General features: G+C 64.3%; 19 protein-coding genes. 9 read left to right on the forward strand and 10 right to left on the reverse strand.

The features are described 5' to 3' along the window. Window positions 1–267 precede the first annotated feature (267 nt). The 4 genes from HMPREF3173_RS21575 to HMPREF3173_RS21590 all read right to left on the reverse strand — a co-directional run bounded on the left by HMPREF3173_RS21575 (window position 268) and on the right by HMPREF3173_RS21590 (window position 3,465). Entirely contained in the window at window positions 268–1,278 is a 1,011-nt protein-coding gene (locus HMPREF3173_RS21575) for a zinc-dependent alcohol dehydrogenase family protein (protein ID WP_070576560.1), read from the reverse strand. Between the two features lie 65 nt (window positions 1,279–1,343). Further along, window positions 1,344–1,934: an HAD family hydrolase gene (locus tag HMPREF3173_RS21580; protein WP_070576563.1), complete on the reverse strand. Its 591-nt coding sequence runs from the start codon at window positions 1,932–1,934 to the stop codon at window positions 1,344–1,346. Next, entirely contained in the window at window positions 1,931–2,800 is an 870-nt protein-coding gene (tesB, locus tag HMPREF3173_RS21585; RefSeq protein ID WP_043210152.1) for an acyl-CoA thioesterase II, read from the reverse strand. Before tesB ends, HMPREF3173_RS21580 begins: the two co-directional genes overlap by 4 nt. Before the next feature lie 95 nt (window positions 2,801–2,895). After that, a complete protein-coding gene (locus tag HMPREF3173_RS21590) occupies window positions 2,896–3,465 on the reverse strand; it encodes a GNAT family N-acetyltransferase (RefSeq protein WP_070576566.1) in 570 nt (189 codons plus the stop codon). A gap of 168 nt (window positions 3,466–3,633) precedes the next feature. Here HMPREF3173_RS21590 and HMPREF3173_RS21595 point away from each other — a divergent pair, with 168 nt between their 5' ends. The 3 genes from HMPREF3173_RS21595 to HMPREF3173_RS21605 all read left to right on the forward strand — a co-directional run bounded on the left by HMPREF3173_RS21595 (window position 3,634) and on the right by HMPREF3173_RS21605 (window position 6,776). Further along, window positions 3,634–4,323, forward strand: coding sequence for a lipopolysaccharide core heptose(II)-phosphate phosphatase PmrG (locus tag HMPREF3173_RS21595; RefSeq protein WP_070576569.1), 690 nt, complete (start codon window positions 3,634–3,636; stop codon window positions 4,321–4,323). Between the two features lie 147 nt (window positions 4,324–4,470). Further along, a complete protein-coding gene (locus tag HMPREF3173_RS21600) occupies window positions 4,471–5,385 on the forward strand; it encodes a histone deacetylase family protein (protein ID WP_070576688.1) in 915 nt (304 codons plus the stop codon). Window positions 5,386–5,534: 149 nt separating this feature from the next. Beyond that, window positions 5,535–6,776: a TIGR03862 family flavoprotein gene (locus HMPREF3173_RS21605; protein ID WP_070576691.1), complete on the forward strand. Its 1,242-nt coding sequence runs from the start codon at window positions 5,535–5,537 to the stop codon at window positions 6,774–6,776. A gap of 35 nt (window positions 6,777–6,811) precedes the next feature. Here HMPREF3173_RS21605 and HMPREF3173_RS21610 read toward each other — a convergent pair whose 3' ends face one another. Both HMPREF3173_RS21610 and yedA read right to left on the reverse strand, forming a co-directional pair. Then, window positions 6,812–8,143 (reverse strand): RNA helicase RhlE1, encoded by a 1,332-nt coding sequence (locus HMPREF3173_RS21610; RefSeq protein WP_070576572.1) that lies wholly within the window; start codon window positions 8,141–8,143, stop codon window positions 6,812–6,814. 93 nt (window positions 8,144–8,236) lie between these two features. Further along, entirely contained in the window at window positions 8,237–9,157 is a 921-nt protein-coding gene (gene yedA, locus HMPREF3173_RS21615; protein WP_070576576.1) for a drug/metabolite exporter YedA, read from the reverse strand. A 155-nt stretch (window positions 9,158–9,312) separates the two neighbouring features. Here yedA and HMPREF3173_RS21620 point away from each other — a divergent pair, with 155 nt between their 5' ends. Beyond that, entirely contained in the window at window positions 9,313–9,771 is a 459-nt protein-coding gene (locus tag HMPREF3173_RS21620) for an Lrp/AsnC family transcriptional regulator (RefSeq protein ID WP_043211229.1), read from the forward strand. 20 nt (window positions 9,772–9,791) lie between these two features. On the opposite strand, the gene HMPREF3173_RS21625 is transcribed toward HMPREF3173_RS21620, so the two are convergent. Beyond that, window positions 9,792–10,274 carry an NYN domain-containing protein gene (locus HMPREF3173_RS21625; protein WP_177343708.1) on the reverse strand — a complete coding sequence of 161 codons (483 nt, stop codon included), beginning with the start codon at window positions 10,272–10,274 and terminating at the stop codon, window positions 9,792–9,794. 108 nt (window positions 10,275–10,382) lie between these two features. After that, entirely contained in the window at window positions 10,383–11,111 is a 729-nt protein-coding gene (locus HMPREF3173_RS21630) for a DUF2076 domain-containing protein (protein WP_070576579.1), read from the reverse strand. 156 nt (window positions 11,112–11,267) lie between these two features. On the opposite strand from HMPREF3173_RS21630, the gene HMPREF3173_RS21635 reads away from it, so the two are divergent. The 3 genes from HMPREF3173_RS21635 (at window position 11,268) to HMPREF3173_RS21645 (ending at window position 13,687) form a co-directional block, all read left to right on the forward strand. After that, window positions 11,268–11,924, forward strand: coding sequence for a YciC family protein (locus HMPREF3173_RS21635; protein ID WP_070576581.1), 657 nt, complete (start codon window positions 11,268–11,270; stop codon window positions 11,922–11,924). A 124-nt stretch (window positions 11,925–12,048) separates the two neighbouring features. Next, window positions 12,049–12,543, forward strand: a complete 495-nt coding sequence (locus HMPREF3173_RS24180; RefSeq protein WP_083300115.1) for a hypothetical protein — start codon at window positions 12,049–12,051, stop codon at window positions 12,541–12,543. A gap of 61 nt (window positions 12,544–12,604) precedes the next feature. Then, complete coding sequence (locus tag HMPREF3173_RS21645; protein ID WP_070576582.1) at window positions 12,605–13,687, forward strand: endonuclease/exonuclease/phosphatase family protein; 1,083 nt, start codon at window positions 12,605–12,607, stop codon at window positions 13,685–13,687. Between the two features lie 8 nt (window positions 13,688–13,695). Here HMPREF3173_RS21645 and hrpB read toward each other — a convergent pair whose 3' ends face one another. After that, window positions 13,696–16,224, reverse strand: a complete 2,529-nt coding sequence (gene hrpB / locus HMPREF3173_RS21650) for an ATP-dependent helicase HrpB (RefSeq protein ID WP_070576587.1) — start codon at window positions 16,222–16,224, stop codon at window positions 13,696–13,698. Window positions 16,225–16,342: 118 nt separating this feature from the next. On the opposite strand from hrpB, the gene HMPREF3173_RS21655 reads away from it, so the two are divergent. Both HMPREF3173_RS21655 and HMPREF3173_RS21660 read left to right on the forward strand, forming a co-directional pair. Continuing rightward, window positions 16,343–16,762, forward strand: a complete 420-nt coding sequence (locus tag HMPREF3173_RS21655) for a polyribonucleotide nucleotidyltransferase (RefSeq protein WP_070576697.1) — start codon at window positions 16,343–16,345, stop codon at window positions 16,760–16,762. Between the two features lie 21 nt (window positions 16,763–16,783). Then, window positions 16,784–17,653: a cation diffusion facilitator family transporter gene (locus HMPREF3173_RS21660; RefSeq protein WP_070576590.1), complete on the forward strand. Its 870-nt coding sequence runs from the start codon at window positions 16,784–16,786 to the stop codon at window positions 17,651–17,653. Window positions 17,654–17,676: 23 nt separating this feature from the next. Here the strand turns inward: HMPREF3173_RS21660 and HMPREF3173_RS21665 are convergent, their stop codons facing one another. After that, complete coding sequence (locus HMPREF3173_RS21665; RefSeq protein ID WP_070576595.1) at window positions 17,677–18,498, reverse strand: DUF6515 family protein; 822 nt, start codon at window positions 18,496–18,498, stop codon at window positions 17,677–17,679. Between the last annotated feature and the right edge of the window lie 153 nt (window positions 18,499–18,651).

Genomic DNA, 18,651 nt, shown 5'->3' on the forward strand with positions numbered 1-18,651 from the left:
GCGATGCACCCACAAAATGCAGGGACCACTTTAAGCGGGGGTGGTCGACCAAAAAATGCTCGAAAACGCCCCGCAACTGCTCGATCACGACATGGTGTTTCCATCCATGCCATGGCCAGTAGATTGCCACCTATGTTTGCACAGAATCGCTCTGGAACGGTCGTTCCAGCGCAACAGGGTAGCGCCATCGTAGGTCTTGAAAACGGCGCGGAAGCTGTGGGAGCGGATCTACCCGCGAAGGGCCGCACCAGCGGCCCCCTAACCCGCTCAATAGGTCAGGCAGATCTTGCCGAAATGGCGGTTGCTTTCCTGGTAGCGGAAGGCCTCGACGATCTGCTCGAGCTCGAAGTGCTTGTCCACCACAGGGCGCAGGCCATTGGCGTCGATCGCCCGGATCATCGCCTGTTGTTGGGCGCGACTGCCCACCAGCACACCCTGCAGGCGAATCTGGCGCACCAGCGCCTGGACCAGCGGCAACTGTCCGGCAACGCCGGTGAGGATACCGATCAACGAGACGTGTCCGCCGATACGCGCAGCGATCATCGACTGTTCGAGGGTGGCCGGCCCGCCGACTTCGATCACATGATCGACACCGCGGTTATCCGTGAGCTCACGTACCTTCTCGCCCCATGCAGGGGTACTGCGGTAGTTGATCAGATGATCGGCGCCCAAGGCTTTTAGGCGCTCGAGCTTGGCATCGCTGGAGGAGGTGGCGATCACCGTGGCTCCGGCCAGCTTGGCGAACTGCAAAGCGAAGATCGACACACCACCGGTGCCCTGTACCAGTACGGTGTCGCCCGGCTTAAGGTGGTCATCGCTCATCAGCGCGCGCCAGGCGGTAAGACCGGCGGTGGTCAGCGTGGACGCCTCGGCGTGGCTGTAACCTTTGGGCGCCAAGGTGAAGGCGGTGGCGCGGGCCGTCACCTGCTCACGGGCGTAGCCATCGATACCATCGCCGGGCACAGTGGCGAAGCCTTCCACGTTCGCCTGGCCATCGAGCCAGTCGGGGAAGAACGTGCTCACCACCGAGTCCCCCACCTGGAACTCGCTGACATCCGGCCCGACCGCGACCACTTCGCCTGCGCCGTCGGCCATTGGGATGCGTCGTTCGCTCGGCCCCCACATGCCGCTGACCACGGCGAAATCATGGTAATTGAGCGAGCTGGCGTGCAGGCGCACGGTGATTTCGCCGGCCTGCGGCGCGCGCGCCTCGCTGGTCCCTACCTGGACGTTGTCGTAACCGCCACCGGGTTGCACATAGATGGCCTTGTTGCTCATCACAAAGTCTCCTTGAGGGATCGAAAAACCAACACTGCAGATTAGACTGGTCTGGGCAGGCAGGGTCAGCCGAGCAACAACCTCAGGGCGCGGCAATCGGCGGCATGCCAGTCCGCCAGTTCCGGCCAGGGGTTGTCCGGCAGATTGACCAGGACCGTGCGCGCCCCAGCGGCGCGGCCGCAATCCAGGTCGAAACGATAGTCGCCAACCATCACCAGCGAAGCCGGAGAAACGTCCCAGGCTTGGGCGATCTTCAGCAAGCCGTCGGGGCTAGGCTTGGGCGCGGCTTCGTCACGCCCGAGGATGTGTTCGACAGCAAAGCAGTCGGCCAGGCCGATGGCCTCGAGAGTGACGTGCGCCAGCTCCCGTGCATTGCGGGTCAGGATGCCCAATTGGCAACCCCGTCCGGCCAGTTCGCGCACCAACTCCACCGCCCCTTCAGCCGGCTTGGAGGCAATCGCCAGGTCGCGCTCGTGCTCAAGCAGCCAGGCATGCTTGGCCGCGGCTTCCTCGGCCGGCAAAGCCGCCAGGTGGGTAAGGATGTCGTGCTCAGGCGGTATGCCCAGCGCCTCGCGAATCGCCGCGAAATCGTGCACCGCCACCGTGAGCGTGCCGTCCATGTCGAACACCCAGTGGCGAATGCTGCCCAGGCTCATGCCCAGTCCTCACGATGGCGGATCAAGCCCTCTTGGGCCGACGACGCCACCAACTGGCCGGCGCGGTTGAAGATGCTGCCGCGGTTGAAGCCACGGGCGTTGCCCGCCCAGGGGCTATCAGTGGCGTACAGCAGCCACTCATCGGCGCGCAGGTTGCCGTGGAACCACAGCGAGTGATCGAGGCTGGCAATCTGCATGTCCTTCTGCCAAACCGATTTGCCATGGGGCAGCAGCGAGGTGGTCAGCAGGCCGAAGTCCGAGGCGTAGGCCAACAGGTATTTGTGCAGGGCCGGCATATCCGGCAGCTTGCCGTCGGCACGGAACCAGGCGTACTTGATCGGATCGCCCGGCTTGGGGTTGAACGGATCGCGTTCGGTGACCGGGCGAATCTCGATGGGCTTGGCGCACAGCACCTTGTCGCGAATGCGCTCGGGCAGATGTTCGGCCATGGCGCTCGCCAGCTCGACTTCGCTGGGCAGGTTTTCCGGCCCGACCACATCGGGCATCGGCGCCTGGTGCTCGAAGCCACCCTCGTCGTACTGGAACGAAGCGCTGCACGTGAAGATCGGGTGCCCCTTCTGGATCGCCGTCACCCGCCGGGTGCTGAAGCTGCCGCCGTCGCGCACGCGATCGACCGAATACACGACCGGCATACTGGCGTCGCCCGGGCGCAGGAAGTAACCGTGCAATGAATGCACATGGCGCGCCTCTTCGACGGTCTGGCTGGCCGCCGACAGTGACTGGCCAAGCACCTGTCCACCGTACAACTGACGGAAGCCAAGGTCCTGGCTGCGACCTCGGAACAGGTTTTCTTCGATGGACTCGAGGCTCAGCAGGTCGACCAGGTCGTCCAATACATGGCTCATGGGGGATTCTCCTAGCAAGGCATCACGGCTCTACGGCGCTCTCATGCGGGCAAATGATACAGGGTTTGTCATTCGCACCCTGCATGGCGTGCCATTCAGCCACGCAAGGTCTGTTGCCAACGCGCGCGATCGATGCGGTACAGCACATGAGGGCGCAGGGGGTGGCCGGCGGCCAGGCGGGGATGCTCGAAACTGCCGGCAAGGTCCTGGACCATGCCGATGGCCTGCATGACCTTCTGCGACGGCAGGTTGCCCTCGGTAGTGAACGACACCACTTCATCCAGGTGCAATTGGGCGAAAGCACAACGCAGGCAGGTCCACGCCGCCTCGCTGGCAAAGCCCAGGCCCCAGTGACGCCGGGCCAGGCGCCAGCCGATCTCCACGGCAGGGCCAAAAGGGGCGTCGAAATTGACATTGAGCAGCCCCGTCATGCCGATGAAGGCGCCGCTGTCCTTGCGCTCCAAGGCCCATAGGCCAAAACCGTATTCATTGAAATGCCCACGAATCCGCCCGATCAGCGCCGCGGACTCAAGGCGCGTCATCGGTGCCGGAAAATAGCGCATCACCTGCGGGTCGGCGCACAGCGCGGCGAACTCACGCAGATCGTCGTCCTGCCATTGGCGCAACACAAGCCGTGCGCTTTCCAGTTCGAGGATAGGGGTCATCAGGGTGCTCCGAATTCGCGGTCATGCACTGTACAGCGTAGGCGCCGGCGCGCCTTTGGCACTGTGAATGCAATTTTCACACGCACTTCACCGGCCTCCAACAGCCCGCTTTGCACAATGCCGCCATACGCCGCGGCCCATGGCTGCGTCCTGTCATTGGAGTCAAGCATGCACCCGAGCAACACCTTGCAAAACCCCGCCGTACACACGCCCCCCAAACGACGCCGTTACTCACGCAAGGCAATTGCCGCAGCCGCAGGCCTGCTGTTGACGCTGGCCGGCCTGACAACCTGGCTTTCGACGAGGACGCACATCGTGGACCTTGGCAACGAGCAACAGCTGAGCGACAGCGGGCTGCTGCAGGATTGGGCGCAGGGAACGGTGATCGTGATGATTCGCCACGCCGAGCGCTGCGACAGCGCGCCCGGCCCGTGCCTGGACGACCCGACCGGGATCACCGTCGCCGGTAGCCAGGCTGCGATTCGCGTCGGCCAAGGCCTGCAGCAACTGGGCCTGGGTACCGCCGATCAGTACAGCAGCCCCAAGCTGCGAACCCGCCAGACCGCACACTTCATTCTCGGCCAGGCCGTGCCCAGTGAAGACTGGCTGGAAAACTGCGACAGCCAGTTTCCTGCCGAAGCCCTCGCCCGCAAGCGCCCTGGCCACAACCTGGTGCTGGTCACCCACAACGGCTGCATCGATCACTTCCAGCGTCAATTGCATGTACTCGGGGGAGAACGCGAAAGCGGCTATGCCAGCGCCCTCTTCGTCTCGGTGGACAGCAACGGCAAGGCACGGATCCTTGGGCGCATGAACGAGCCCGACTGGCAGCGGGTGCTGGCCAGCGCCGGCAAGTAGTGCGCGGCGACCCTACGATTGCCGGCGACTGGATACATCGCCTGGACCCTGTGCCGGCGGTGTCTGGCTGCGCACCGTCTGCCCGCGATGGCGTCCCACTGCGACTGCTGGCAAGATCAATTCTTGGCCCTCACCGCGATTCCTTCCATGCCGTTGCCGCTGATCTACCACGACGACTACAGCCCGGACTTTCCACCCGAGCATCGCTTCCCCATGGACAAGTTCCGCCTGCTGCGCGATCACCTGGTCGACAGCGGCCTGGTCACGGACGAGCAATTGCTGCGCCCGGACATCTGCCCCAACGACATCCTCGCCTTAGCCCATGACCGCAGCTACATCGAGCGCTACATGCAGGGCGAGCTGTCCCGAGAAGACCAGCGACGCCTGGGCCTGCCCTGGAGCGAGGCGCTGGCCCGGCGTACGGTACGGGCAGTGGGCGGCTCGCTGCTGACCGCCGAAATGGCCTTGCGCAATGGCATCGCCTGCCACCTGGCGGGTGGCACACATCATGCCCACTACGACCACCCGGCAGGGTTTTGCATCTTCAACGACCTGGCGGTGATCAGCCGTTACCTGCTCGAGGCCGGGCGGGTGCATCGGGTGCTGATCTTCGACTGCGACGTGCACCAAGGCGATGGCACCGCACGCATCCTCCACGACACCCCGGAGGCGATTACCGTGTCGCTGCACTGCGAGCAGAACTTCCCGGCGCGCAAGGCCCAGAGCGACTGGGACATCCCCCTGCCCCGCGGGATGGGCGACACGGCGTACCTGAAGGTCGTGGACGACGCGCTCAACTACTTGCTGCCGCTGTACCAGCCCGATCTGGTGCTGTATGACGCCGGCGTGGATGTTCACAAGGACGATGCCCTGGGATACTTGCAACTGACCGACGAGGGGCTGGCCGCCCGGGATGAACGCGTGATGCGTCATTGCCTGGGTCGGGACATCCCCGTGGTCGGCGTGATCGGCGGTGGCTACAGCAAAGACCGCGAAGCCCTGGCCAGGCGTCATGGCATTCTTCATCACAGCGCGGCGCGGGTGCTGGGTTGTGCACAATGACTGTGGAACCGCCTGTGGATAACCTGCGAGAAAGCCTCTGCAGGCCTTTAACCGTCTGACCCACAAGGACCTGATCATTTTCTGATCAGTGCTTGGACAGGCCTCGCTGGGGTAGAATGCCGGCTCTTTTCCACAGCCTGCCGCCCACCATGTCCGATCAACATCCCGCCTCCCCTTCCCTCGTCGCCGTCATCGGTGGCGGCCCCGCCGGCCTGATGGCGGCCGAGGCATTGGCCAATGCCGGTCTGGCGGTGCAGGTGTTCGATGCCATGCCATCAGTGGGCCGCAAGTTCCTGCTGGCCGGTGTTGGCGGCATGAACATCACCCACTCCGAGCCTTACCCCACATTCATCTCCCGTTATGCCGAGCGCCAGGACGCAATCGACGCGCTGCTGCACGACTTCGATGCCGACGCCCTGCGCCAGTGGATTCACGGCTTGGGCATCGACACCTTTGTCGGCACCTCAGGTCGGGTGTTCCCCCGTGACATGAAAGCCGCACCGCTGCTGCGCGCCTGGCTCAAGCGCCTGCGCGAGCGCGGTGTGGTTATCCACACCCGTCACCGCTGGTTAGGCTGGAACAGCGACGGCACCTTGCGGATCGCTTATCCACAGGGCGAGCTGCGGGTGCGAGCCGATGCCGTGGTGCTGGCCCTGGGTGGCGGCAGCTGGGCACGCCTGGGCTCCGACGGTACGTGGCAACCCTTGCTGGCTGAGCGGGGTGTGGATATCTCATCGTTGCAGCCGAGCAACTGTGGTTTCGAGGTTCAGGGCTGGAGCCAACTGCTCAGGGACAAGTTCGCCGGCGCACCGCTGAAGAATATTGCCCTGAGCGTACCCGGCAGCGCCCCGCGCAAGGGCGAGTTCATCCTCACCGCCCAAGGCGTCGAAGGCAGCCTGGTATATGCCTGGTCGGCAGCGGTGCGCGAGGCCATCAACCGAGACGGCCGGGGCAGGCTGCTGCTCGACCTACTGCCGGACCGCCCTGTGGATAAAATCGCCCAGGCGCTGGCCAAACCCCGTGGTTCTCGCTCGATGGCCAAGCACCTGCAAGGCCAACTGGGCATCGATGGGGTCAAGGCAGCGTTGCTGCGGGAGCTGACCGATCAAGCGACCTTCGCAGATCCCCAAGTGCTGGCCCGGGCGATCAAGGCCTTGCCGATCGAACTGGTGCGGCCAAGGCCACTGGATGAGGCGATCAGCAGCGCCGGTGGCGTGCGCTTTGAAGCGCTGGACGGCGGACTGATGCTCAAGCAACTGCCCGGGGTTTTCTGCGCAGGGGAGATGCTCGATTGGGAGGCGCCAACCGGCGGATATCTGCTGACGGCCTGTTTTGCCAGCGGATTACGGGCAGGCAAGGCGGTGGTGGATTGGCTGGCTCGGTGTCGTTGAAACGTTGAGGGGGCCGCTTTACGGCCCCCCAGGCCTCACGGCTTGCGCTTGCGCGGCCCGCTGTTGAAACTCGGCACCTTGCGCACCGGTTTGACCGAAGGCTCCGAGAAACTCGACTCGGCACTGTCCATCCAGCGCCCCAGGCCACGCTTGGCGCTGTTCTCCTTCGGTTTCTTGGGCTTTTTCGGCTTCTTCACGACCTGGCCACTGGCATCGGTCATCGGCACGCGGTGATCGGGGATGAAGTCCGGTTCTTCGTGACGCGGCAAGGTCTGGCGAATCAAGGTCTCGATGGCCGCCAGCAATTGCACTTCATCGGCACACACCAGCGAAATCGCCTCGCCCTTGTTTCCTGCACGTCCGGTGCGCCCGATGCGGTGCACATAGTCTTCGGCCACGATCGGCAGATCGAGGTTGACCACCAATGGCAAGTCGTCGATGTCCAGGCCACGGGCAGCGACATCGGTCGCCACCAACACCTGGATCTCACGGGCCTTGAAGGTGTCCAGTGCCCGCTGGCGGGTGGCCTGCGGACGGTCACCATGGATACCGTCGGCATTGACGCCCTCGGCGAGCAACCGCTCCACCAACTGGTCGACACCATTGCGGGTCTTGGCAAACACCAGCACCTGCTTCCAGCGCTGCTTGCGCAGCAGGTGACAGAACAGGTCGGCCTTACGCTTTTTGTCCACCGGCACCAGCCACTGCTTCACGGTGCTGGCCGTGGTATTGCGCGGACTGACTTCGATGCTCAGCGGATCATTCAACGCAAGCCCGGCCAGCATGCGGATCTGGTCGGAGAAGGTAGCGGAGAACAGCAACGTCTGGCGTTTGCGTGGCAAGGCGGCATAGACCGCCTGCAGCTCCTCGGCAAAGCCCAGGTCCAGCATGCGATCAGCCTCGTCGAGCACCAGGGTCTGCACCTGGCCGAACTTGACGGCGTTCTGGCGGAACAGGTCGAGCAAACGCCCCGGAGTAGCCACCAGCAGGTCCACGCCACGACGCAGGCGCATCATCTGCGGATTGAGACTGACGCCGCCATACACCGCATAGGTGCTCACCGGCAGGTTCTCGGCGTATTCACGGATATTGGCATGGACCTGCTCGGCCAGCTCGCGCGTTGGCACCAGCACCAAGGCACGGATCGAGTTGCTGGCGACCTTGGCGCCTTCCAGGGCCAGGCGTTGCAGCACCGGCAAGGCAAAGCCGGCCGTCTTGCCGGTGCCGGTCTGGGCCGCGGCCATCAGGTCGCGGCCGGCCAGCACGGCGGGGATGGCCTGGGCCTGGACGGGGGTTGGGGTGGTGTAGTCCAGGTGCTGCAAAGTGCGCAGCAAAGGTTCGATCAGGCCGAGTTTGGCGAAATTCATGGCAATACCGTCAGGGGGTTCAGCGAAGGCGGCAGTTTACCGCAACCGACGCTGCCCCTGTGGACGCTTTGCCGCGCTCACGATACCTCGAGGTTACTTGCACACCTGCTCTTTGAGCGGCGCTGGCGGCTCGGGCGCCTTGCGCCACTGCGGCAAGCCGATCAGCACCACCGCGCCGATGATCACCGCCATGGCCACACACTCCTCCGCGCCGATGCGCTCACCTGCAAAGATGATTCCCAGCAGCACCGCCACCGCCGGGTTGACGTAGGCATAGCTGGTGGCCGCGGCCGGGCGCACGTGCTTGAGCAGGTACATGTAGGAACTGAAGGCCAGGATCGAGCCAAAGAACACCAGGTACGCCAGCGCACCCCAACCGGCTGCGGTCGGCATCTGGGTCAGGCGCTCGCCACTGAGCGCGCTGCCGATCAACAAGGCGGCGCCGCCAACGAGCATCTCTGCGGCACTGGCCATCGCCCCCTGGGGCAAGGGCAGGGTCTTGCTCCACACCGAGCCAAAGGCCCAGGCCGCAGCCGCGAACAGAATCAGCGCCGCGCCCATGGGGCTGGCCTGTAGGTTCGAGCCCATGTTGAGCATGCCGATGCCCACCAGGCCCAGGGCGATGCCCGCCCATTCAAGCCGCGAGTTGCGATGACCGAACAACAGGCCAAACACCAGGGTGAACAGCGGAACAGTGGCCACCGCCAGGGCGGCGACGCCCGATGCCACACCGGCATGCTCGGCCAGAGTCACACCACCATTGCCGCAACTGAGCAGCAAAAAACCGATCGCTCCGGCCGCCCGCCATTGTGGCCAGGTCGGCGCCGGCACTCCCCGCCAACGCAAGAACCCGTACAGCAGGCTGCCCGCAATGACAAAACGTACCCCAGCCATGAGCATCGGCGGCCACGACTCCACACCGATACGGATGAACAGGTAGGTCGAGCCCCAGACCAAGTACAAGGCCAAAAAGGCACCAATGAGCAACAACGGGAAGCGACGGGAGGCAGACATGGGAAAACACTCGAAATCCGTTTACGGGTGACTTAGTTTAAGAAGGCGCCACCGCAAATTTAAGTTACAAAACGGCTTTAAATGACCGAAACACTTTGCAATGCATGGTTGTGCAGGGGCTTTACCATCGATTGCAAAGCACACTGGAACCCTTCATGGACAAGTACGACCGCATGCTCCTTGCTGCCCTGCTGGAAAACGGCCGGGCCACCTACGCGCAACTGGCGCGCCAAGTGAACCTTTCAGCACCCGCCGTAGCCGAGCGAGTCGCCAAGCTCGAAGCCAGTGGAGTGATCACCGGCTATGCCGCCAAGGTGGATCTGGAGAAAATCGGCCTGCCGATCCAATGCGTGATCGAACTGCGCTTGGCCAGCCACGGCACCCAACAGGCATACGATGCGCTGACCCGCATCCCACAGCTCACCGAATGCCATCGCGTCACCGGTGACCCCTGCGTGATCATGCAAGCGGCGGTAGCGTCGATGAACGAGCTGGAGGCGCTGATCAACCAGGTATCGCAGCTGGGGTTCACCAAGACATCAATCATCCTGTCCAGTGCGGTCGAGCGGCGAGTGCCGCTCGATCATCTGGAGGGCAACGGCAGGAAGCCCTGAGGCGTTCCAGCCTGCCTGCCTCAATGGCGCAACAGCAGGCGCCCTTCGATCGGTACATATCGGCTGGCCGCCCGGATCAGCGACAACGCGGTAAGCCCAGGAACCCCATAGACCACCGTCTCGACACCATGACGTTGGCTGGCCCGTTCCATCAGCAGATCGAAGTCGCCATCGCCGGAGGCCAGCACCACCTGATCGACACGGCTGGCGGCATCGATCACATCGAGGGTGATACCCACGTCCCAGTCGCCCTTTGCCGAACCGTCGCTGCGCTGGATGAAGGGCTTGAGGCGTACCTCGAAGCCGAGGTTGCGCAGGATCTGCTGGAACTGTTGCTGCTTGCTGTCGCCGCGGTCGATGGCATAGGCCACCGCCTCGACGATTTGCCCCTGGCTGCTGACATCAGCCCACAGCGCGGCGTAGTTGAAATGACAGCCATGCACCTGGCGCACGGTGTAGTAGAGGTTCTGCACATCGGCGAACAGCGCGATCTTCTTCACCATGACCTCTCTGGCAATTGCGCGGGTAACGAAGACTGCCCGTGGGATCGGCCTCGTTTCGCGAAAGGGGCGCCGTGTGCGCCCCCAAGTGCAGCCAGTATGCCAGAGGCCTCAGATGAAGGTGTCGTCGTCGGAGAAGAAGCCACCGCCATCGCTACCGTAGTCGCTGTCCATGAAGCCGCCCTGGTCGTAGCCATTGTCGGCCACCTGCTGCTGGCTATCCTGGTCGTTCCAGCCGCTGCTGTCGCTGGCCGGGGCTGGCTCCTCCTTGATCACCTCGACCACCTCCTCAGGCTGGGAATGATGGTTGAACAGGCTGCTGATACCTTGCGCCAGCAACACACCACCAGCCACGCCCGCGGCGGTCTGCATGGCGCCGCCAAGGAAACTGCTGGCCCCACTGCGGGCTGGTGCGGCATTGAAACCCGGCTGCGCTTGTGGCTGGGCGAAGCCCTGAGCCGAGGGTTCACGCCAACCGCCGGCAGGAGCCGCCGGTGCGGCCTGACGCTGTGGCTGCGGCGCGGGTACAGGTTCACGGGAGCCGGAGCCAAACAAGCTCGACAGGAAGCCGCCGCCCGTACTGCCGCTTCGGCTGGCCTCGGCTTGCGCCTTGGCTTGCTTGAGTTCGGCCTCGAGCTGTTTGTTCTGCTCATCCAGGCGCTTGATCGCCGCCTCCTGGACCAGGATCGCCTGGGCCATGTAATAGGCCGCTGCCGGCTGCTGTCGCAGGTGCTCCTCGATACGCGCCTGGGCCTGGGGATCACGGGCCTGGCCTGCGTCCTCGGCTTGCTTGATGCGACTGAACAGGCCGTCGATCAGGGTTTGTTCTTCAGTGTTCATGGAGCTACCTCGTGCGCTGGGCAATACATCGGATAGCGTCAAAGATGGGGCTCGCCGGCCGGGGATTCAATCGACAAAACAGTGAAACTTTTTTCAGCCAGGGGTGGACTGGGCTAAAGTTACGCCCTGCTTTTTCTGCCATGCGATGTTGACCCGATGAATCCGCTGAGCGTTCTGCGCGACTCCTTGTATTTCTTCCGCCGCCACCTGGTGAGCATTCTCCAACTGTGCCTGCCGCTGGTGGTCCTCGAGGCTTTGTGTACTCAACTGCTGTATCGCCAGTTGGGCGACCAGGCTTCGGCGGGCTACGGCATGCTGGTCAGCCTGCTGTTCTACCCGCTGTACAGCGCCGCATTGATCCTCTACATGGATACCCGCAGCAACGGCCAGGACATCGCCAAGCGCAACCTGTTCGCCCGCGCCGTGCAGCTGTGGCCATCGCTGGCGCTGCTGATCCTGATCAGCTCGCTGCTGATCATGGCGGGCCTTGCGCTGTTCATCTTCCCGGGCGTGTGGATCATGATCAACCTGGTGTTCGCCGAGTACCTGCTGGTCTTGCGTGGCCTGCCGGTGGTTCAGGCCATGCGCGAAAGCGCCAGGATGACCACCGGGCATTTCATGCGCATCTTGGTCTGTGTCGTTGCAGTTCTGGCACCGCTGTGGCTGCTCGACGGCTTGCTGCTGATGGCCTTCCCCGAGCCGCAGCCGGGCGTGCAACTGGCACTGGATAGCCTCAGCGGTTTCCTGCAACTGTTCAGCAGCGTGGTGCTGTACCGCCTGTTCATGCTGCTGGAGAATGACGCGCTCGCCTGAGCCCTCAACGAGTGAGTCTTCTCAGGGAACGACTTCGATCTGCTGCTCAATCAGCGAACCTCTAGAGTGACCCATCCCCTGTCGATGGACAGGGGATGGCAATCCACACTCAGAGGATGAACGCATGAGCGACAACACTGCTATACCGAGCTGGGCGGACGAACGCTCCTTCTCGGCCCATCTCTTCGCGCTCGATGGCGCCCAGAAGATCCCCGTCAGCCATCTTTCCCAGTTCTATGCCCCGCTAGGCAGCACCGGCGCCCTTCAACAGGGGACGACAGACGACGGCTGGCTCAGGTTGAACCACGCGCAGACAGCCATAACGCTGCGTTTCCACTATCACTCCCAGACCCTGAACCGGTTGAATTTCATGCTTTCGCTCGACAGCGACCGGAACCGAAAACTGGGTATCAGCCGCAACGGTTACCTGGGCCTCTACAAGTATTCGAACATCGATGACTTCTGGAAGGTCGAACCTCTGGCCTGGAGCGAAGACACCCTTCACTGTCGCATTCGTGACCACCAGGGCCAGCAAGTGAAAGTGCTGGCAAGCTCGCCTCACCACCTGACGGTCAGCAAAGGGAACATCCTCGAGTTCTTGGTAGTACGAACGTCGTAAGCTGGCCGACCGACGAACGGCTCGGTTATGCTGGCGCGACCTGCACCGACAAGCCGAGCCGATGATCCGACTACTGCGCAATGTCTTGCTCTCCCTGCTCTTGCTGTTGCCCCTGCTCTGGCTGTTCGCCGACTACCTGGGCTGGCAACCTTCCCCCCGCGAACCGCTGCCGATCGCCTGCCAAGGCAGCCCCCAGTCGCTGCAACCTGGCCAGCCCCTGAAGGTCATGACCTGGAACGTGCAATACCTGGCCGGCAAGCGCTACGTGTTCTGGTACGACCAAGGGCAGGGCAGCGACACCCGCCCCAGCGCAGAAGACCTGGCCTTCAACCTCGACGAAGTCACCCGCGTGATCCGTGCCGAAACGCCGGATGTCGTCCTGTTGCAGGAGCTGGACAACAACGCCAAGGCCACCGGCTACCAGGACCAGTTGGCGCTGCTGCGTGAACGCTTGGCCGACCTCTACCCCTGCACCGTTCAGACCTACGAGTGGAAAGCCGATTTCGTGCCTGACCGGCATATCTTCGGCAGTGTTGGCCGCACCCTGGCCACCCTCAGCCGCTACCCGATCGAAAAGGCCGAGCGCCTGCAACTGCCCAACGCCGCGGACAACGCCCTGACCCGCCTGCAACGGCCCCAGCCGGCACTGCTGGTCAGCTACCTGCCGCTGGCTGACGGGGGACGCCTGGCGGTGCTCAACACCCGGCTCTCGCCCTACCAGCCCGGCAGCGACTTGCAACGCCGACAGGTGGAGCATGTGGCCAAGGTGCTTGATCGCCTGGAAAGCCAAGGCACGCCCTGGTTGATCGGCGGCGACTTCAACCTCCTGCCCCTGGGACAATACCGTCGCCTGCCGCCGGCACTGCGCGGCAACTACCCTGCCGACAGTGACCTGCACCTGTTGTGGGACAAATACCCGATGATTCCCAGCAACGCCGAAGCCAGTGGTGCCGAACGCGCGGCCTGGCTCACCCACTTCCCCAACGACCCCGCGGCCAGTGGCCCGGATCGCACCCTCGACTATCTGCTGCACAGCCCGCGCCTGCAGCGTATTCAGGCCCAGGTACTGCAACAGGACACCTTGCAGATTTCCGACCACCTGCCCTTGAGCGCGGTCCTGAAACTACCGGCCCCACGGCGCTGAGCAGGCGCTCAGGTCCCCCTCGGCTTGGCCCGCGCTGTCGCTTCGGCCACCAGCGGGTCATCGGGCCAGTAGTGCTTTGGGTAACGCCCTTTAAGGTCTTTCTTCACCTCGGCGTAGGTAGTACGCCAGAAGTTGGCGAGATCCTGGGTCACCTGCACCGGGCGGCGCGCCGGTGACAGCAGGTGGAGCTTGACCTGCTGGCGGCCCTGGGCGATGCGCGGCGTGTCGGCCAGCCCGAACAACTCCTGCAAACGCACAGCGAGGATCGGCGGATGCTCGCTGTAGTCCAGGCGAATATTCGAGCCGGAAGGAACCGTCAGGTGCGCAGGGGCCAGTTCCTCCAGACGCTGGGGCAGCGGCCAGGGCAACAGGTTGCGCAGGATCGACGGCAGGTCCAGCTGGGCAAAGTGGCTAAGGCGAGACACTTTGCCCAAATACGGCTGCAGCCAGCTTTCCAGGCTAGCGAGCAGGGCCTCGTCACCCAGATCGGGCCACTCGCTGTGGCCGTCCTTGTCCAAATCCAACTGACGCAACAGCGCGACCCGCGCCTGCCATTGACGCAGTTCAGGTGTCCAGTTCAGCAGGTTCAAACCCTTGCGTCGCACCAGGCCCAGCAGCGCCTTGGCGCGGGCCTCGTCATCCAACCCTGGCAAGGGTTCGCGACTGAGCACCAGCTCGCCGACCTTGCGTTGGCGCTCGGCGCGCAGCACCTGCTCGCGTTCGTCCCAGTCCAGGACATCGAGTGTCTCCACCTGATCGGCCAGCACCCCCTCGAACAGGCCCGGATCGAACTCGGCTGCCAGGTAGATGCGCTCCTCGCGCTGCCCCTGACGGCTGCCCAGGTCCGCGATGACCAGCCAGGGACACTTCATCAGCGCATCCACCTCGGCGAACAGCGCCGCGCGTCCATTGGCCAATCGGTACTCGGCGCCCCCCTCGCGCCGCTGCTGGGCCACCCGGTCGGGATAGGCCAGCGCCAGCAATGCCCCCAACCAGCGGGGGTGATCAACATCGACGACAGCAGCGCCACGCATGCCGCGCAGCAGGCCCCGGTACTGGCGCGCCAATTGCCGGGCGCGCTGCACGCCCCCCTGACTACCACGGGTCGCTTTAGTCTCGCCGCTGAGCAGGGCCAACCGGCTGTGCAGGTCGGCGCCTGCCCCGCGCAGGATGTCGCGCTCACCGAGCAGCGCGGCCACATCGCAGGCCATGTCGGCCAGGCCCAGTGCCTGGCCACGCAATAGCAGATGGGCGATGCGCGGATGCGCAGGTAGTTCGGCCATGGCTTGGCCGTGTTCGCTCAGGCTCTCGCGACTGCCCGGCTTGAACGCCCCCAACCGGGCGAGCAGGTCGCATGCCTGGGCGTGGGCAGCGCTCGGGGGTGGATCCAGCCAACGCAACTGATCGGGCCAGACACCCCAGCGCGCCAGTTGCAGGGCCAGACCGGCCAGATCGGCCTGGAGGATCTCGGCGCTACCGTGGGCCGGCAACTGATCGTGCTGAGCCTCGGACCACAGCCGGTAGCACACCCCAGGCTCCAGACGCCCTGCTCGACCGGCGCGCTGGGTAGCGCTGGCGCGAGAAATGCGCTGGGTCTCCAGACGCGTCATGCCGCTGCCGGGGTCGAACCGAGGAACACGCGCCAGACCGGCGTCGATGACCACGCGCACACCGTCGATGGTGAGACTGGTCTCGGCGATGTTGGTGGCCAGCACCACCTTGCGCAGGCCCTTGGGCGCAGGCTCGATGGCGGCGCGCTGAGCATTGAGGTCGAGTTCGCCATGCAATGGGCACAGCAGCACGTCCGAGCGTTCGCCCAATGCCTCTTGCAGCGACTGATGGACCCGACGAATCTCGGCCTGCCCCGGCAGAAACACCAGCAGGCTGCCGGGCTGTTCGGCCAGCGCCTGGAGCACGCAATCGACCACCCGCGGCTCGACGAACTCGCCTGGCTGATACGGCCTGCTCCAACGAATATCCACAGGGTGCATGCGCCCCTCGCTGCTCACTACCGGGGCATCGTCGAGCAGGCGCGACAGCCGCTCGCCTTCCAGGGTGGCGGACATCAGTAGAATCTTCAGCGGCGGCTCATCGCGCAGCAGTTCCCGGCCATTGAGGCTCAACGCCAAGGCCAAGTCGGCGTCCAGGCTGCGCTCGTGGAACTCGTCGAAGATCAGCAGACCCACCCCCTCCAGCGCAGGGTCGGCCTGCAGGCGACGGGTGAGAATGCCTTCAGTGACGACCTCGATGCGAGTATTGGGACCGACCTTGCTGTCCAGGCGGATGCGGTAGCCGACAGTCTCCCCGACCTTTTCGCCCAGCTCGCTGGCCAGGCGCTCGGCCGCCGCCCGTGCCGCCAGACGGCGAGGTTCAAGCATCAGGATGGTCTGCCCGGCCAGCCAGGGCTCATCGAGCAGGGCCAAGGGTACGCGGGTGGTCTTGCCGGCGCCGGGCGGGGCTTCGAGCACAGCCTCATCGCGCGCGCTCAAGGCTTGACGCAGAGCGGGCAGTACGGCATCGATTGGTAATGAAATCATGGTGGTCCTCGAACAATCGTCCGAGTATAACGGCGAACCGAGCCTGCCTTATCATGGTCTTAAACATCAGGACCAGGCGACCGGCCTGGTCCTCGTTGGTCACTTTGCGGAGATCCCAATGCGCATCCCTACCCGCATCATCGGTGGCGCGCTCATCGTCACCCTGCTCACTCAACTGACCGCCTGCGGCACGCTGTTCTACCCCGACCGGCGCGGCCAGATCGAAGGTAAGATCGACCCCGTGATCGCCGCCCTCGACGCTGTGGGTCTTCTGTTTTATGTGATCCCCGGCCTGATCGCCTTCGGCATCGACTTCGCCACGGGGGCCATCTACTACCCGCCCGGCGTCACCGCTCACATAGACCCGGCCAAGCTCAAGCCGGCCATCGACGCCGATGGCCAAGTCGACAAGGCCAAGCTGCAAGCTATCCTCGAAAGCGAACTGGGCCAACGCCTGCCGCTGAACGATCCTCGGCTGATCCAGCACCGGGGCAGCGTCGAGCAGTTGGCCGCCTATGGCCTGGTACCGGCCGCCTGATCCAGGGAACGCACCTGCGGCATGACTTCGAGCGCCGAACACCAACGTCTGCTACGCCTGGCCACGCGCGCGTCCCTGGCCGTGGCCACGATCCTCGTCGTGAGCAAGGCGGTCGCCTGGTGGCTGAGTGATTCAGTCAGTCTGCTGGCCGGCCTGACCGACTCGGCCCTCGACGCCGTCGCCTCCTTCCTCAACCTACTGGCCGTGCACTACGCCCTGCGCCCGGCCGACGACGATCACCGCTTCGGCCATGGCAAGGCCGAGGCGCTGGCCGGCATGGCCCAGGCGCTGTTCATAGGCGTCAGTGCGGTGCTGATTGGCGTGCAGGCGGTCGATCGCCTGCAATCGCCGCAACCGCTGGGCGATACCGCTGCCGGCATCGCAGTGATGCTGCTGTCGCTTGTCCTGACCCTGGCCTTGCTCACGTTCCAGCGCAAGGTCATCCGCGCCACCGGCTCCACCGCGGTGCGCGCCGACTCGCTGCACTACCGCTCCGATCTGCTGCTCAATGGCAGCATCCTGCTCGCCCTGATGCTGGCGCGCTTTGGCTGGCCACAACTGGATGCCTTGTTCGGTCTGGGGATCGCCCTGTATATCCTCTGGAGCGCCGTGCAGATCGCCCGCGAGAGCACGGCGATCCTGATGGACCAGGAGCTGCCGGCCGATATCGGCGAGCGCATGCTCGAACTGGTGTGCGCCATCCCCGGGGTCAAAGGCGCCCACGACCTGCGCACCCGAGTATCGGGCAACCGATGGTTCGTCCAACTGCACCTGGAGCTTTCCGGCGAACTCAAACTGCATGACGCCCACGAGTTGTGCGTGCAGGCATCAGCTGCCATCCGCCAGCGTTACCCGCGAGCGGACGTAATGGTGCATGCCGATCCGGTGTAACCCGTCGATCAGGTCCGCAGCCTTCAATTCACGCTGTAGTCCCGGGCACTGAGGCAATCGGCCAGTACCCGATGGTAGGCATCGGCCACATAGGCCGGTGGCGCGACGGCCGCCGCGGCCGGATCGAAACCGGACTGCTGCACGGCCTGACGATGACACTCATAACGGTCCTGGTTCTGCTGCCGAGGCGTTTGCCCGGACAACGGATGGGCGATCACGTCATATCCGGTACTCAACTGCGGCCCCGGCGCGGGCAGGGTGTTGGGGGGATTGACCACCACATATTCCTGGCTGTCGCTCAGGTATTGGTAATAGGTGTTCGAGACCTGGAAAAACAACGTGCCATCGAACCAGACCTCCTGGGCGTAGACCGGCAGGTAGCCGACCCGCACGCCATAGGGTGGCCTTACCAGCACATACGCGCCGCCTTGCGGGCGATACCAGTAGCCGCTGGAATAGTAGTAGTCCTGCCCCTGATGGGGCACCTTCCAATAACGATCCGGGAAGTGGTCGATCCTGTGTCCGGGATGGTACTGCGGGCCAGGCCCCCAGCCATCGCCATGGCCGTCGGGACGCCCGGGCCAGTCTCCACCTGGACGCTGGCCAGGCCCACCCGCTTCCCAGTGATAGCCGCCATTGCGCCGGGGGATGTCCTGGTAATACCCCTGGCGCGGCGGCTGGGTCTGGCGCACCTCGTCACGCGAATTGAGCGGCGAGCGACCCATGGTCGCGCCGTTGGGGTCCTGCGCGCCCTGCCCCTCGCCTGCCCCTTGGGCCCATGCGCCCAGGCTGACGCCCAGGCCAAGCAAACCAACACCTGCCCATTGCCGGATGCGCAACCTCATGTTGCCCTCTCGATGGTAAGAACTTCATTGGAACTGCATGCAGTCTATCGCGGCGAGGGCAGATGCAGATGATTACGGGCATGAAAAAAGGGAGGCCATGAGGCCTCCCTTTGGGAATTGTCGTCCGTGCTCGGCGCTTGTGGCGTCGGCTCA

This window comes from Pseudomonas sp. HMSC08G10 (assembly GCF_001808425.1).
Classification (GTDB): Bacteria; Pseudomonadota; Gammaproteobacteria; order Pseudomonadales; family Pseudomonadaceae; genus Aquipseudomonas; species Aquipseudomonas guariconensis.

Coding starts and splice junctions, on each gene's coding strand:
- HMPREF3173_RS21575 (WP_070576560.1), bottom strand. CDS start 1,278: ATGAGCAACAAGGCCATCTATGTGCAACCCGGTGGCGGTTACGACAAC.
- HMPREF3173_RS21580 (WP_070576563.1), bottom strand. CDS start 1,934: ATGAGCCTGGGCAGCATTCGCCACTGGGTGTTCGACATGGACGGCACG.
- tesB (WP_043210152.1), bottom strand. CDS start 2,800: ATGAGCCATGTATTGGACGACCTGGTCGACCTGCTGAGCCTCGAGTCC.
- HMPREF3173_RS21590 (WP_070576566.1), bottom strand. CDS start 3,465: ATGACCCCTATCCTCGAACTGGAAAGCGCACGGCTTGTGTTGCGCCAA.
- HMPREF3173_RS21595 (WP_070576569.1), top strand. CDS start 3,634: ATGCACCCGAGCAACACCTTGCAAAACCCCGCCGTACACACGCCCCCC.
- HMPREF3173_RS21600 (WP_070576688.1), top strand. CDS start 4,471: ATGCCGTTGCCGCTGATCTACCACGACGACTACAGCCCGGACTTTCCA.
- HMPREF3173_RS21605 (WP_070576691.1), top strand. CDS start 5,535: ATGTCCGATCAACATCCCGCCTCCCCTTCCCTCGTCGCCGTCATCGGT.
- HMPREF3173_RS21610 (WP_070576572.1), bottom strand. CDS start 8,143: ATGAATTTCGCCAAACTCGGCCTGATCGAACCTTTGCTGCGCACTTTG.
- yedA (WP_070576576.1), bottom strand. CDS start 9,157: ATGTCTGCCTCCCGTCGCTTCCCGTTGTTGCTCATTGGTGCCTTTTTG.
- HMPREF3173_RS21620 (WP_043211229.1), top strand. CDS start 9,313: ATGGACAAGTACGACCGCATGCTCCTTGCTGCCCTGCTGGAAAACGGC.
- HMPREF3173_RS21625 (WP_177343708.1), bottom strand. CDS start 10,274: ATGGTGAAGAAGATCGCGCTGTTCGCCGATGTGCAGAACCTCTACTAC.
- HMPREF3173_RS21630 (WP_070576579.1), bottom strand. CDS start 11,111: ATGAACACTGAAGAACAAACCCTGATCGACGGCCTGTTCAGTCGCATC.
- HMPREF3173_RS21635 (WP_070576581.1), top strand. CDS start 11,268: ATGAATCCGCTGAGCGTTCTGCGCGACTCCTTGTATTTCTTCCGCCGC.
- HMPREF3173_RS24180 (WP_083300115.1), top strand. CDS start 12,049: ATGAGCGACAACACTGCTATACCGAGCTGGGCGGACGAACGCTCCTTC.
- HMPREF3173_RS21645 (WP_070576582.1), top strand. CDS start 12,605: ATGATCCGACTACTGCGCAATGTCTTGCTCTCCCTGCTCTTGCTGTTG.
- hrpB (WP_070576587.1), bottom strand. CDS start 16,224: ATGATTTCATTACCAATCGATGCCGTACTGCCCGCTCTGCGTCAAGCC.
- HMPREF3173_RS21655 (WP_070576697.1), top strand. CDS start 16,343: ATGCGCATCCCTACCCGCATCATCGGTGGCGCGCTCATCGTCACCCTG.
- HMPREF3173_RS21660 (WP_070576590.1), top strand. CDS start 16,784: ATGACTTCGAGCGCCGAACACCAACGTCTGCTACGCCTGGCCACGCGC.
- HMPREF3173_RS21665 (WP_070576595.1), bottom strand. CDS start 18,498: ATGAGGTTGCGCATCCGGCAATGGGCAGGTGTTGGTTTGCTTGGCCTG.